At 55.6% G+C, this 13,111-nt stretch carries 10 protein-coding genes; 7 read left to right on the top strand and 3 right to left on the bottom strand.

Features of this window, described 5'->3' with window-relative positions:
• Positions 1–12 precede the first annotated feature (12 nt).
• The 4 genes from ACCW76_RS17240 (at position 13) to ACCW76_RS17225 (ending at position 4,578) form a co-directional block, all read left to right on the top strand.
• Complete coding sequence (locus tag ACCW76_RS17240; protein ID WP_436339432.1) at positions 13–858, top strand: polysaccharide deacetylase family protein; 846 nt, start codon at positions 13–15, stop codon at positions 856–858.
• A complete protein-coding gene (locus ACCW76_RS17235) occupies positions 851–1,738 on the top strand; it encodes a polysaccharide deacetylase family protein (protein ID WP_436339431.1) in 888 nt (295 codons plus the stop codon). Before ACCW76_RS17240 ends, ACCW76_RS17235 begins: the two co-directional genes overlap by 8 nt.
• On the top strand, positions 1,722–3,083 hold the full coding sequence (locus ACCW76_RS17230; RefSeq protein ID WP_436339429.1) for an MmgE/PrpD family protein: 1,362 nt from the start codon (positions 1,722–1,724) through the stop codon (positions 3,081–3,083). The genes ACCW76_RS17235 and ACCW76_RS17230 overlap by 17 nt, the downstream gene beginning before the upstream one ends.
• A 595-nt stretch (positions 3,084–3,678) precedes the next feature.
• The gene (locus tag ACCW76_RS17225) at positions 3,679–4,578 is read left to right on the top strand and encodes a transcriptional regulator (RefSeq protein ID WP_436339427.1); all 900 of its coding nucleotides are present in this window, start codon (positions 3,679–3,681) and stop codon (positions 4,576–4,578) included.
• A gap of 375 nt (positions 4,579–4,953) precedes the next feature.
• On the opposite strand, the gene ACCW76_RS17220 is transcribed toward ACCW76_RS17225, so the two are convergent.
• Both ACCW76_RS17220 and speB read right to left on the bottom strand, forming a co-directional pair.
• The gene (locus ACCW76_RS17220; protein ID WP_436339425.1) at positions 4,954–6,039 is read right to left on the bottom strand and encodes an iron-containing alcohol dehydrogenase family protein; all 1,086 of its coding nucleotides are present in this window, start codon (positions 6,037–6,039) and stop codon (positions 4,954–4,956) included.
• Positions 6,036–6,995, bottom strand: coding sequence for an agmatinase (gene speB, locus ACCW76_RS17215; protein ID WP_038647995.1), 960 nt, complete (start codon positions 6,993–6,995; stop codon positions 6,036–6,038). The genes ACCW76_RS17220 and speB overlap by 4 nt, the downstream gene beginning before the upstream one ends.
• 124 nt (positions 6,996–7,119) lie before the next feature.
• Between speB and ACCW76_RS17210 the strand changes: the two genes are divergently transcribed.
• From ACCW76_RS17210 to ybiB, 3 genes are all read left to right on the top strand, one after another.
• Positions 7,120–8,016: a LysR family transcriptional regulator gene (locus ACCW76_RS17210; RefSeq protein ID WP_038647992.1), complete on the top strand. Its 897-nt coding sequence runs from the start codon at positions 7,120–7,122 to the stop codon at positions 8,014–8,016.
• 54 nt (positions 8,017–8,070) lie between these two features.
• The gene (gene dinG / locus ACCW76_RS17205) at positions 8,071–10,248 is read left to right on the top strand and encodes an ATP-dependent DNA helicase DinG (RefSeq protein ID WP_436339495.1); all 2,178 of its coding nucleotides are present in this window, start codon (positions 8,071–8,073) and stop codon (positions 10,246–10,248) included.
• Between the two features lie 72 nt (positions 10,249–10,320).
• Positions 10,321–11,289, top strand: coding sequence for a DNA-binding protein YbiB (ybiB, locus tag ACCW76_RS17200; RefSeq protein WP_436339422.1), 969 nt, complete (start codon positions 10,321–10,323; stop codon positions 11,287–11,289).
• Between the two features lie 237 nt (positions 11,290–11,526).
• Here the strand turns inward: ybiB and ACCW76_RS17195 are convergent, their stop codons facing one another.
• Positions 11,527–12,684 carry a M20 aminoacylase family protein gene (locus ACCW76_RS17195; protein ID WP_436339420.1) on the bottom strand — a complete coding sequence of 386 codons (1,158 nt, stop codon included), beginning with the start codon at positions 12,682–12,684 and terminating at the stop codon, positions 11,527–11,529.
• Positions 12,685–13,111: the final 427 nt, after the last annotated feature.

Genomic DNA, 13,111 nt, shown 5'->3' with positions numbered 1-13,111 from the left:
AGGAGCGTAGTGATGCAACAACCGGGCGCAGTGCGCTGGCCGCAGGGGAAACGCGGCTGTATGGCGCTGGCGTTTGACCTTGATGGTCCCACCGGTGATGCCATGTTGAATGGCAGCCTGTGGTCGACGCCAGAATATTTCACCTTCGGTGCGTATGGGCCGTACCGTGCGCTCGGGCGGTTGCTCGACCTGCTGCGCGCTTTCCAGATTCCCGCCACGTTTTTTGTGCCGGCGTGGGTGGTGGAGCAGTGGCCGCAGCAGTGTCAGGCGATTATCGAACAAGGCCACGAAGTGGCCTATCACGGCTATCGTCACGAATCTTTCTGGGCGATTTCGCCGGATGAACAGCGTGCCGTGATGGCGAAATCCGCTGAAATATTTAAACAGTATTTGGGCATAACGGCCTGCGGTTTCCGCACGCCGTCGGGTGACTGGCATGCCGAAACGCCACAAATTTTGCGTGATGCTGGGGTCATTTACTCCAGCAGCATGCGCGGTGACGACCGTCCTTATAGCATCCCGGTGGCGGGTCACACGCCGCTGGTCGAAATCCCTGGCAAGTGGGAGATGGATGATTACGCCTCGCTGGCTTACACGCGCCAGCCCGATTTCCCGAAAGGCGGCGACCGCATCGCCAGCTATGCGCACACACGCGATAACTGGCAGCGCGAATTCGATGGTGCGATGGATGAAGGCTTGTGCCTGACCACGCTATTCCACCCGAAAATTTCCGGCCAGCCAGGACGTATCTTGCTGCTGGAGCAGTTGTTTGAACATATGACAGCGCGTGACGACGTGTGGTTTGCACGCTGTGATGCGGTGGCGCAGTGGTATCTGCAGGAGCAACAGCATGACTGAATCTTCCCGCTGGCCGCTGGGCTTCCAGTCCGCCGCCGTTTTGACCATCGATTTCAACGACATTCACGGCATTTTGACGCAGGCACCGGCCGTCGCCGGACGCGATAAAACCCTGTCGGTATGGCGCTATGGCACCCTGCGCGGTGTGGATCGCTTACTGGCATTACTGGCAGATAAACAGCTGAAAGCCAGCTGGTGCTTACCGGCAATCGTCGCGCAAGAGCAGCCGGAACTGATTAAACGCATTGTGGCTGATGGCCATGAAATCGCCTGTAGCGGCGAGCGCCATGAAGATTTCTCGGTGCTGTCGCTGGAGCAGCAGATTGCCAGCGTGACGCGCGGCTGTGAGCAACTGGCACAGTTTATCGGCAAACCGATTCAGGGCTTCCGCACCCCAGCAGGGCAGTGGAAACCGGGTCTGGCACAGGCGCTGGTGGATCAGGGTATTCGTTGGTCATCCAGCTGGCGCGGCGACGATTTGCCGTACTTCCATCCCGGCACGCAGTTGGTGGAATTGCCGATGCACTACACGCTGGAAGACGAACCCTATTTCGCCTTTAACCTGAGCCCGGCCATCCCGCCGGGGCAGTCGCGGATTGCACCTTATGCCGAAACGCTGGCAAACATGACGCAAGACTTCCAGGGCTTCCACCGTTTTGGCCTGTGTTATCTGCTGCGCCTGCATCCGGAAATCATCGGCACTGCCGGGCGCATCGGCTTGCTGCGTGAATTGATCGAGACGCTGCAACAGCACAACGTGTGGATCGCCACGGCGGAGCAGGTGGCGACGCATTGGCAAACGCAGCCGGGTAACGATGTTTCCCATCCAGCCGAAGTGTTTACCCGCATCACAGGAGGTGCGCATGGGCAGTTCGCTTGATCAACTGGCGGCATTTATCGCCGAAACAGGTTTTGAACAGCTGCCTGATGCGCTGGTCGAACAGGCAAAACGCCATTTGCTGGATACGCTCGGGGCTTCACTGGCGGGCAGCGACAGCCCAATCTGGCGCGAATGTCTGCTATTGGCGCTCGCAGAAGGTGGGCATCAGCAGGCACAAGTGTGGGGAAGTGCAAAGCAGGTGAGTCCACGCCAGGCGGCATGGCTCAACGGCGTGGCTGCACATATGTATGAGCTGGATGATACCGGCGGCTGCGATCACTCGGGCGCGGTGGTGATTCCCGCTATTCTGGCGGCGCTGCCTTTGGCGACGCAGCCGGTTGACGGCCAGACGCTGCTGGTGGCGATGGTGATCGGTTATGACGTCGGACGCCGGGTGCTGGAAGCTTGCGGCGGCTACTCTGCGCATAACGGCGCAGGCTGGCACTCCACCGCCAGCTGTGGCGTGTTTGGTGCCGCAGCGGCGGTGTGTTCACTGCTGCAGCTGGATCGCGAACAGTGCGCGTCGGCCATGGGCATTGCCGCCAGCTTTAGCGGTGGGTTGTGGGGCTTTATTCACGACGGCTCGCACACCAAAAAGCTGCATGCCGCACGTGCAGCTGAAGGTGGCGTGCAGGCAGCACAGCTGGCGCAGCGTGGTATTAATGGGCCATCGGCGGTTTTCGAAGCGAAGTGGGGCGGATTCCTGCAAACCCTGGCGCCTGAAACACAGCAACCCGCTGCATTAACCGCCGATCTTAGCGTGGTGTGGAAGCTGGCGCGCTGCTCGATCAAGCCGTATGCCGCCTGCCGTGGAACCCATTCTGCGGTGGATGCCTTGAACCTGATGCTGACACAGCATTCGTTACAGCCTGCACAGATTGAACGTATCCAGGTGGGATTAAATCCATTCCTGCTGGAGATGTGTGGCGGACGTGAGCTGCAGAGCCTGGCAAGTGCACAAATGAGCCTGCCGTATGCGCTGGCGGCGCGTGCGCTGTACGGTTCCGCCGAGCTGGCCAGCTACGATGATGCCAAACGTCTGCATCCACAGGTGGAAGCCTTTATGGCGCGGATTGAGCTGGTGATTGATGAGCAGCAGGGGCGCGATGACGAGCCGTGGGTGCGGATTGAAACCCAACAGGGCGAGCAGTGGCAGCAGCATGTGCCGGTGCCGTCTGGTGCGCCGACTAATCCGTTGAGCCTTGAGGCGCTGCTGGCTAAATACCGTAGCTTAGCGGGGCGTGTATTGCCGGTTGAGCAGGTTGAACAGCTGGAAGCGATTTGCATGGAGTTGGATGACGTCGCGGATGTGCAGGAAGTGGTGGCGCTGCTGGCTCGCGTATAGGGTTTGGGTGATGAATTTTGCACCTAAATCTGTCGCAGTGCCTTGTGTATGCAAAGAGCCTGGTTACGATTTTGTGCAAACTCCATTTTTAGCCATGCCCGTCAAGGCGATTATTTAACTCGAAGATAAAAGGCTCATGACCATCTGCTAATCCTGCAGGAGTATCGTACATTTCTTTAAGCGCTGCGATGATTCCGCTAGTGATTATATCTCTGGCACGCAGCGATAGAACATGACTGCTCATGCTAGTCATGCAGGTCTATTTTTTTCGACAACGAGGTTTAAAAGAGTGTTCCCTGCGATGTGTTGTGCTTAATTCCTGCCTGACTGATGAAATCGCCCCTCCCTGAGGGGCATTCCGCCGTCTAATTCTACGTTTGATTATCGGCAAGGATAAACACTCCTGTCGACGTATGAAAAATTCCGCCCGAATGGAATACTCGTTTGCTTCAATCTACAAAATCCTCATGCTTTTGTAATGGTTTACTACCTTTTAACTTTATTTTAAAATGGAGCTAAAAAGGGAGAGGCTTCGGTTCTGCATTACTGATAAAGCCTCAAATGAAGCTGAGTCTTCTGTATTAAGTCAAATTAAATGATTATTCCAAAATTTTTTATGTGGAGCGAATGCTCCTTTCATGATTATGAACGCGCATGCAGCGAATTTGGTTACAACTGTGAATCTTCCCCCGAATTCATTTCTTTCAAAGTACGTCAGGGTGCTCCGCTTAAATTCTATGCGTACCGTAAAAAAGGGAAGATATTAGGCAGCGTGTGTACCGAGAACGGCTGGCTCGCAAGTGATTCGAAGAATAGTCACCGCTCTCTTGCCAGCCTGCCTGTCCCTTCGTCATCCATTTATGTCCCTCTCAGTAGCGCGGTGGAGAACCGGGTTATTCTGCCTTTCCGCTCCAAGTGTATTCATCATCTGCAGTACAACCGATTTCTGAATACCTCCTATAACGTTTTCAGTAAGCGACAGGCGGCATTTGCTAAAGATCCGGCGCAGGATTACTCAAAAAAGACCGTTTCGACCCGAGAGCGGGAATTGCGAAACTTTCTTAAAGGCGGCGGCACCTTTATCAACGTCAGCCAGCTTGATGGAGAGCACATATTCGAAATCTATGAGACACTTTTTGAGGCCAGACGTCAGCGGAGTCTAAAAGACAGGGATGTTAACCGTGCGTTTTTCCGCGAGTTCCAGCAGCATTTTAAAGGGCACGTCATGTTTTTGAATGAAGAGCCCATAGCTATTCAGTTACTGCTGTCGGTGTCAGGCGTGGCGGGCACGTTCGTTGACTTCATTAATATCGGTTACCGCATGGATGAAAATGCCGGCGCGCTTGGTACAATGATCATGTGGAAAAACCTTACGTCGCTTTATCAGGATGCCCGAGAGAATAATCAGACGCTGTATTATTCTTACGGCGCGCTCTCCGGCGAATATAAGGCGCGCTGGTGCCATCCCGTTCCACTCGGACGCGTTATTTTCTAGGCGAGGAATTCATCCGAAATTTCTTGAGAAGACAGAATAGCCGAAATTATTTTATTCTTGTTTTCAGCTGTACATGGCTCTATTAGAGCACTGCTTGTTGAGGCTTCTTTTGCGCAAGCCTCAACAATCTTTCACATCAATAACGATATTAATATTTTCTGAATTTGTTTTAACGATACATAATCTGCTAGTAGCTGAGAAGAGGCTGGATAATTTTAATTTTTTTAGTTCTTCTGGTCTTTCCGTCCTTTAACGCATGAATCCCTGTCTTCACCCAATTTGCCCGCATCCTGCGGGCCATCCAGGCAGACTCACTTTGCTCGTCGCGGCTGATTATCTGCGGCAAAGCGCCCGCACTTACCACTCACCACAGATTTAAACCCGATCAGCCAACTCTTCAATCCGCTGCATCGCCGCCAGCAGTCGGGCTTCGGTGACCGCCACCGACATATTCTCCATGTCCGGTGCATGTACGGATTCACGCACAATCAGAGCCAGCTCGGCATCATCCAACTCGGCAATCTCATGCAGCGTCAATGGCACACCGCAATCGCGCGCCAGACGCATCTCATCCAGTACCTCTTCATCGCTGCGATCTTCCAGCGCCAACAGGCACAAGTTGCCAAAGCCAACCAACAGGCCATGACCGAACTCACGCGTCTTATCGCAGAAGGTAAATCCTTCATAAATCGCATGGGATGCTGCCGCATGGGCGCCGTTGCTCATCAGCGAGGTCAATCCGGCCCAGGTAAAGATCGCATCCAGCACCTGATCCAATGAGGCGCTGCTCTCGCCGCGCAGCACCGCCGCATAGGCCGACGGGCCGTGTTCCGCGATCACGTCATAGCAAATCTGGCTATGAGCCAATGATGACAATGCATTGCCTTCACGCGCCGGATGGCTGACGCTCACTGCACGAAACTCATACCATTTCGCCAGGGTATCGCCCAAACCAGCAGCCAGCCAGCGAGCAGGGGCTTTAGCCAGCAACTCGCTATCGATGATCACTGCCGCGGGTGCCTGTGGCAGTGGGAAAATATCGAAGAAATTGCCGTTATCATCATAGCGAATGGTCAATGGCGTCACTGCTGAACAAGTGGCGGCAATGGTGGGGATGGTGATAAACGGCAGCCCCAACTGCGCACCCACAGCTTTCACCGTATCCAATGATTTACCACCGCCGACACCAATGATCACCTCTGCTTGCAGCTCGGTGGCGATGGCGGCCAGACGGTTGATCTGGTTAATCGAGGTCTCACCACCAAACCACTCCTGCGCCAGCAGCGTCACGTTGGCCGCCAGCAGTTGAGCGCGCACCTGCGCTTCCACTGACTGCAGTGCCTGATGGCCGCCGATCAGCAGAGCGCGTTTGCCCAGCCCCGCGCAAATCTCGCCCAGCTGATTGATCACGCCCGCGCCGCGCAGCACGCGCGCCGGAAACACCAAATTCTGTTGTGTCATGCTTTTTTCTCTGTGTAACGGACGCCGGGCAATACGCACAGCATCTCATAAAGGATATTGGCTGCCAGCTGGGAAGTCATGCCGCTGATATCGTACGGCGGTGACACTTCGACCAGATCGCCCCCGACCAGATTGAGTCCGCGACAGCCGCGCACAATCTCCAGTCCCTGCATTGAGGTCAATCCACCCACTTCTGGCGTACCGGTGCCGGGTGCCCATGCAGGATCGAAACTGTCGATGTCATAGCTGAGATACACCGGACCGTTACCGATACGCGCACGCACTTCGGCCATCAGAGGCGTCATGGATCGATACCAGCACTGCTCGGCCGGCACCAGGTGGAAGCCTTGATCGACGCCCCACTGGAAATCATCGGCGGCGTAGCCTTGAGCGCGCTGGCCAATTTGCACCACGCGCTGGCAGTCGAGCAGGCCTTCTTCTACTGCACGGCGGAATGTGGTGCCGTGGGCGATCTTTTCGCCGAACATCTCATCGTTGGTATCGGTGTGCGCGTCAATGTGGATCAGGCCCATCGGCCCGTGCTTCTTTGCCAGCGCCCGCAAAATCGGCAGCGTTAGCGTGTGATCGCCCCCGAGCGTTAACGGGATAATCGGCCAATTGTTCAGCTCGGTATAATAGTTTTCGATGATATCGACCGATTTCAGCAGGCTGTAAGTATTGATGGGCACATCGCCGAGATCGCCGACGCGCAACGAATCAAAAGGCGCTGCGCCCGTCGCCATGTTATACGGGCGAATCATCACGGAATCGGCGCGAATGGCGCGTGGACCATAGCGCGTGCCGCTACGCTGCGACGTGCCGATATCCAGCGGAATGCCTACAAACGCGACATCAAGATCGGCAGGGGATTCGGCAGCGGGCAAACGCATCATGGTGCCACGGCCGGCGAAACGGGGCATCTCGTTGCCGCCCTGCGGCTGAGGAAAATCGGTCATCACGAACTCCTTCGGCTAAGTGAGTCTCATCATGGCCTGAGGCAGGCGCGGGAAAAATCCTTGACAGCAAATAATCACTTCATAGATTGGTTAACTTTAGTCTGTAATCACTGAAGGAAATGCGGTGCAAACGCTCCCCAATCTCAAACTGCTCCAGGTGTTCGCCAGCGTGGTGGAGAATCAGGGCTATTCACGTGCTCAGCAGGCGCTGAATATGACCACGCCCGCCATTAGCGCCTATATGAGCGAGCTGGAAACGCAGTTGGGTTTTATTCTGTGCCAGCGCGGACGTGGCGGATTTACCCTCACCACGAAAGGTGAACAGTTTCATCGTTACAGTCAGGAAATGCTGGCCACGCTGGCGGGTTGGCAAGAGCAGGTCGAGACGCTAAAAAGTGCTCAGGGCGGCACCTTTTCGCTGGGCGTGGTGGATGCCACTGTCACCGACAGCACGTTGGATCTGCCGGCGGCGATTGCGCGCTTTAATCAGCGTTTTCCGGCGGTATTTTTCAATCTCAGCGTGCGCGATCCCAACGAACTGCAGCAGCAGTTACTGGAAGACCGCCTCGATCTGGCAATCGGGCACTTTCCACTGCGTGCCAGCAATCTGGTCACCATTCCGCTTTATGAGGAGCAACACTGGCTGTATTGCAGTCCGCAACATCCCCTGGCGCAGGGCGATCCGGATATGCGCACCGTGCAGCAAACCGGCATGGTGACGCGGCGTTACTGGAATCAGCAGGAGTTAAACAAGCGCGGCTTCCGCCAGACTAACGCCTCAGTGGAGAGTATAGAGGCGCAGTTGACGCTGATCCTCTCCGGGAGATATATCGGCTATTTGCCGGAACACTACGCGCAAAGCGGGGAACAGCAGGGCACGCTATGCCGCTTGTTGCCGCAACATTTTCACTTCCGCGCACCGTTCTCCTTTGCCTTCCGTCGGGGACGCGCCCGCGAAACGCTGATTCGTGCGATGCGTGAAATTCTGAATCCAGCGCGAAAAAATAGCAGCGAAAGCTGACGCTGCGTCGATACTGTGTAAAAATACAGGCCAATTCAGCAAACAGTAATGAACATGGCCCTGACAGCAGCGGTAAAAAGCCAGATTGCGCAATGGTATAAGGCGCTGCAGCAGCAGGTTCCTGACTTTATCCCCCGTGCGCCCCAGCGTCAGATGATTGCCGAAGTGGCAAAAAGTCTGGCCGGTGATGAAGGCCGCCATCTGGCGATTGAAGCCCCCACCGGTGTGGGTAAAACTTTGTCTTATCTGATCCCCGGCATCGCGGTGAGCCGCGCCGAGGAGAAACGGCTGGTGATCAGCACCGCCAACGTCGCGCTGCAGGATCAGATCTTCAGCAAAGATCTGCCGCTGCTGAAAAAAATCATCCCCGATCTCACCTTCACTGCCGCGTTTGGCCGTGGCCGCTATGTTTGCCCGCGCAATCTCGCGGCGCTAGCGGCGACCGAGGATCAGCAGGGTGACCTGCTGCTGTATCTCGATGAAGAAGCGGTAACCGGGTCGAAAGAAGAGCAGAAGTTCTGCGCCAAACTGGAAAAGCAACTCAGCAGTTACAAATGGGATGGCCTGCGCGATCACTCCGATGTCTCGATTGATGACAGCCTGTGGCAGCGCCTTTCCACCGATAAAGCCAACTGCCTGGGGCATCACTGCCGCTGGTATCGTGAATGCCCGTTCTTTGTTGCACGTCGTGAAATAGAACAGGCGGATGTGGTGGTGGCCAACCATGCGCTGGTGATGGCGGCGATGGAGAATGAATCTGTCTTACCGCCTGCCAAACACCTGATGCTGGTGCTGGACGAAGGTCATCATCTGCCAGAAGTGGCGCGTGACGCGCTAGAGATGAGCGCGGAAATCACCCCCGGCTGGAGCAGTTTGCAACTCGATCTGTTTGTGCGACTGGTGGAAACCATCATGGCGCAGTTCCGCCCGAAATCGCCTCCTCCATTGACCCACCCTGAGCGGTTAAAAGGCCATTGTGATGAGATGCGTGAACTGCTGCAAATTCTGTGCGACGCGCTGAATCCGTTATTACCCGCGCACAACCAGCCGGGTGAGTTCCGTTTTGTGCTGGGTGAGTTGCCGGAAGAACTGATGACGATGTGCGCACGGCTGTTCAAACTGAGCGATGCCTTACGCGGGTTGAGCGAAGGGTTACTCAATGAGTTAGGTGAGCAAACCGGCAAAGCCGACATTATGCGACTGCATCGGGCGATTATTCAGCTTAACCGCCAGTTTGGCTGGTTCGAATCGATCAGTAAACTTTGGCGACTGGCGGCCATGGAGAAAGCCTCTAATGCGCCGGTATCGAAATGGATCACGCGAGAAATTCGCGACGGCCAGGCGCATCTGCTGTTTCACTGCGCCGGGATTCGCGTCAGCGATCAGCTGGAAAAACTGCTGTGGCGTAAAATCCCGCATGTGGTAGTGACCTCGGCGACCTTGCGCTCACTAAACAGCTTCAATCGGCTGCAAGAGATGTCAGGGCTAAACGAGAAAGCGGGCGATCGCTTTGTGGCGCTGGATTCGCCATTTAATCATGTCGATCAGGGCAAGCTGGTGATCCCGCAAATGCGCTATGAACCGCTGATGGCGAATGAAGCAGAGCACATCGCCGAGATGGCAGGATTTTTCCTGCAACAAATGGCAGAAGAGAAGCACAAAGGCGTGCTGGTGCTGTTTGCCAGCGGGCGCGCGATGCAGCAGTTTGTCAGCCATGTCAGCGCATTACGCTTATCGATGCTGGTGCAGGGCGATCAACCTCGTTCGCGCTTAGTGGAGCTGCATCGCCAGCGAGTCGAGGCGGGGCAAACCAGTATTCTGGTCGGACTGCAGTCTTTTGCTGAAGGCCTGGATTTAAAGGGCGATCTGCTGACGCAGGTGCATATCCATAAAATCGCTTTTCCCCCGGTAGACAGTCCGGTAATTTTGACCGAAGGGGAGTGGCTGAAGAGCCTCAAACGCTACCCGTTCGAAGTGCAGAGTTTACCCAGCGCCTCGTTTACGTTGATTCAGCAAGTCGGGCGTCTGATTCGTAGCCATCACTGCTTCGGGGAGATCGTGATATACGATCGGCGACTGCTTAATAAAGCTTATGGCAGTCGGCTGCTGGCCGCCTTACCGGTGTTTCCGATTGAGCAACCGATGGTGCCTGAAGCCAGCATAAAGCCAGCGGTAAAAGCAGTGGTTAAAGCCCCAGTAAAATCAGCGAAGCGTAAAAGTAAGAAATCTTAGGTGTGCCCAGGCGCACCTCAATGACCTTTTGGCCGCCGGATATCGGCGCGCCCTGGAAGCGGGAATGCCCTGATGGAACTGAATAAAATCATCAAAGAGATTGGGCGCGGTAAGAATCACGCGCGCGATATCGATTTCGACACCGCCGTTGCGCTGTACAGCGCGATGCTGGCGGATGAAGTACCCGAACTGGAACTCGGCGGTGTGCTGATCGCCCTGCGTATCAAGGGCGAAGGTGAAGAGGAGATGCGCGGTTTTTACCACGCCATGCAGCAGCAGATGATGAAGTTGCAGCCGCCCGCCAATCGCCCGATGCCGATAGTGATCCCCAGCTACAACGGCGCACGTCGTCAGGGCAATCTCACGCCGCTGTTAGCTTTACTGTTAAGCAAACTCGGTTTTCCGGTATTGCTGCACGGTGTGAGTGACGATCCGACGCGCATCACCACCGAAGCCGTGCTGGCGGCGCTGGATATTGCGCCGGTCACTAACGCGCAACAGGCACAAGCGAAGCTGGAGAGCGGCGAACTGGCCTTTATCACCATCGATCACCTGTGTGCACCGATGGCAAAACAGCTGTCGCTGCGCTGGCGCATGGGCGTGCGTAACAGTGCGCACACGCTGGCGAAGCTGGCCACGCCGTTTGCCGAACGTGCTGCGTTGCGTCTGGCGAGTGTTTCCCATCCGGAATATGTGCCGCGCGTCGGCAAGTTCTTCCAGGATATCGATGCACCCGGCATCCTGCTGAACGGCACCGAAGGTGAAGTGTATGCGAATCCACAGCGCTGTCCGGCGATTAACTACATTGCCGGTGCGGGCGCAGAGGCGGAAGTATGGGTAGAGCGCCAGCCAGAAATCAGTGTGGAACTGCCAGAAAGTAAAAATGCGCAGGACACCGCAGACTGGATCAAACAGGTGCTGGGCGGCGAACGAGCGGTGCCACAGGCGCTGCGTTTACAGCTGGTGTGCTGCTTAGTGGCAACCGGAGAGTCAGCGACGCTGGATGAGGCGGAAACCCGCTTGCAGCAAGCTGGGATCTGATGGGTAGAACAATACCCGCAGCCTTTGGTTGCGGGTCAAATGCACAGCCGAAGATGATATAAAATCAATCGTGCAATCGTGCAATCGTGCAATCGTGCAATCGTGCTTCGAGGCGTTTTGCGGGCTGGGTGTATGGCGGGCACGTAACCGATTCCCCTCAGCTTGAGTCGCGCCGTCGAGTCTATCGCTGCCTGATAGATTGCCGCTTGAGATTCCTGGATTCCGCGAATCCGGCCGTCAGGCTTTGACCAGCACGCTCTCCACCAGTTGCTGCCAGAAACTGATACCAATTGGCAACAACTCATCATTGAAATCGTAATGCGCGTTGTGCAATGGAGCGGAAGGTGTTGTGCCATCGGCACCGAGCCAAAAGTAAGCGCCCGGGCAGGATTCCAGCATACAGGCAAAATCTTCCGATGCCATGGAAGGATTCACCTGCCAATGCACCTGTGATTCGCCTAACACGCGCTGGGCAACCTCACGTACCTGTTCCGCCGGGAGGGTATGGTTGGCGGTAACGGGGTAACCCGGATACCAGTGAATCTCGCCGCTGACGCCAAACGGGCGCGGCAGGGTAGTGACAAAATCTTCTATCAGACTGCGTACGCGGTCACGTACGTCAGTCTGCAAACATCGCACCGTACCACGCAACACAATCTGCTCGGGAATCACATTAATCGCTTCACCGCCATGGATCTGCGTCACGCTCACCACTGCTGACGCCAGCGGTGACAAACGGCGTGACGGGATGGTTTGCAGCGCCATAATCAATTCTGCTGCCACCACCATCGGGTCGGCACCGCTCTCTGGCATCGCCGCATGGCAGCTTTTACCGTTGAGGGTGATCTCAAAGGAATCCAGCGAGGCCATCATCGCACCTGGATTCACCGCCAGTGAACCCACCGGCAAACCCGGCCAGTTGTGCATGGCGTACACCGCATCCATTGGGAAACGCTTAAACAAACCTTCTTCCACCATTTTCCGCGCACCGCCAAGATTCTCTTCCGCGGGCTGGAACAGGAAGTGCACCGTGCCTTTGAAGTTGCGTGTGGTGGCCAACTGGCAGGCTGCTGCGAGGAGAATCGCCGTATGTCCATCGTGACCGCAGGCGTGCATCACGCCAGGGCGGCTGGATTTCCACTCCGGTGCACCTTTTTCGGTAATCGGTAGGGCATCCATATCGGCACGCAAGCCAATCACCGGCCCAGGACCGTTTTCCAGTGTGCCAATCACGCCAGTGCCTGCCAGGCCACGGAACACTTGTAATCCTGCTTCAGAGAGCACGTTCGCAACCAGCTCGCTGGTTTGTTGCTCCTGGTAACCGAGTTCAGGATGTTGGTGTAACTGACGACGCCATTTCAGGGCGTTTTCCAGCAGGACGGCAGGCAGGCTCATAAAGTAAGGCTCTCCATCAGCAGAAGTTGCTGCGATTTTTCTGACACATAACGCGATGTCTCCACTGTAGTGGTAAGCGCAGGGCGGCGTCTATCGTGGAACGGAATAATTTGGCTATAGGCTATAGCGGAATGGAATATACCCGGCAGCATGCTGCATTTAAGGATTAAGGATTAAGGATTAAGGATTAAGGATTAAGGATTAAGGATTAAGGAGTTGAGGGAATGAGGGAATGAGGGAATGAGGGAATTTAGGGGCTGAAGGGCTGAAGGGCTGAAGGGCTGAAGGGGGATTCACGAGTTTTATGCGGCAATCTATGGTTGTCAGTCCGGGATATGGCACGAAACATTGAGTAGAGAGTAGAGAGTAGAGAGTAGAGAGTAGAGAGTAGAGAGTAGAGAGTAGAGAGTAGAGAGTAGAGAGTAGA

The organism is Pantoea sp. C8B4 (assembly GCF_051336905.1).
GTDB classification, from domain to species: domain Bacteria; phylum Pseudomonadota; class Gammaproteobacteria; order Enterobacterales; family Enterobacteriaceae; genus Pantoea; species Pantoea rwandensis_B.
This window is presented reverse-complemented; position numbering and strand designations above follow the sequence as displayed.

Coding starts and splice junctions, on each gene's coding strand:
- speB (WP_038647995.1), bottom strand. CDS start 6,995: ATGACCGATTTTCCTCAGCCGCAGGGCGGCAACGAGATGCCCCGTTTC.
- ACCW76_RS17195 (WP_436339420.1), bottom strand. CDS start 12,684: ATGAGCCTGCCTGCCGTCCTGCTGGAAAACGCCCTGAAATGGCGTCGT.
- ACCW76_RS17230 (WP_436339429.1), top strand. CDS start 1,722: ATGGGCAGTTCGCTTGATCAACTGGCGGCATTTATCGCCGAAACAGGT.
- ACCW76_RS17235 (WP_436339431.1), top strand. CDS start 851: ATGACTGAATCTTCCCGCTGGCCGCTGGGCTTCCAGTCCGCCGCCGTT.
- dinG (WP_436339495.1), top strand. CDS start 8,071: ATGGCCCTGACAGCAGCGGTAAAAAGCCAGATTGCGCAATGGTATAAG.
- ybiB (WP_436339422.1), top strand. CDS start 10,321: ATGGAACTGAATAAAATCATCAAAGAGATTGGGCGCGGTAAGAATCAC.
- ACCW76_RS17220 (WP_436339425.1), bottom strand. CDS start 6,039: ATGACACAACAGAATTTGGTGTTTCCGGCGCGCGTGCTGCGCGGCGCG.
- ACCW76_RS17225 (WP_436339427.1), top strand. CDS start 3,679: ATGATTATTCCAAAATTTTTTATGTGGAGCGAATGCTCCTTTCATGAT.
- ACCW76_RS17240 (WP_436339432.1), top strand. CDS start 13: ATGCAACAACCGGGCGCAGTGCGCTGGCCGCAGGGGAAACGCGGCTGT.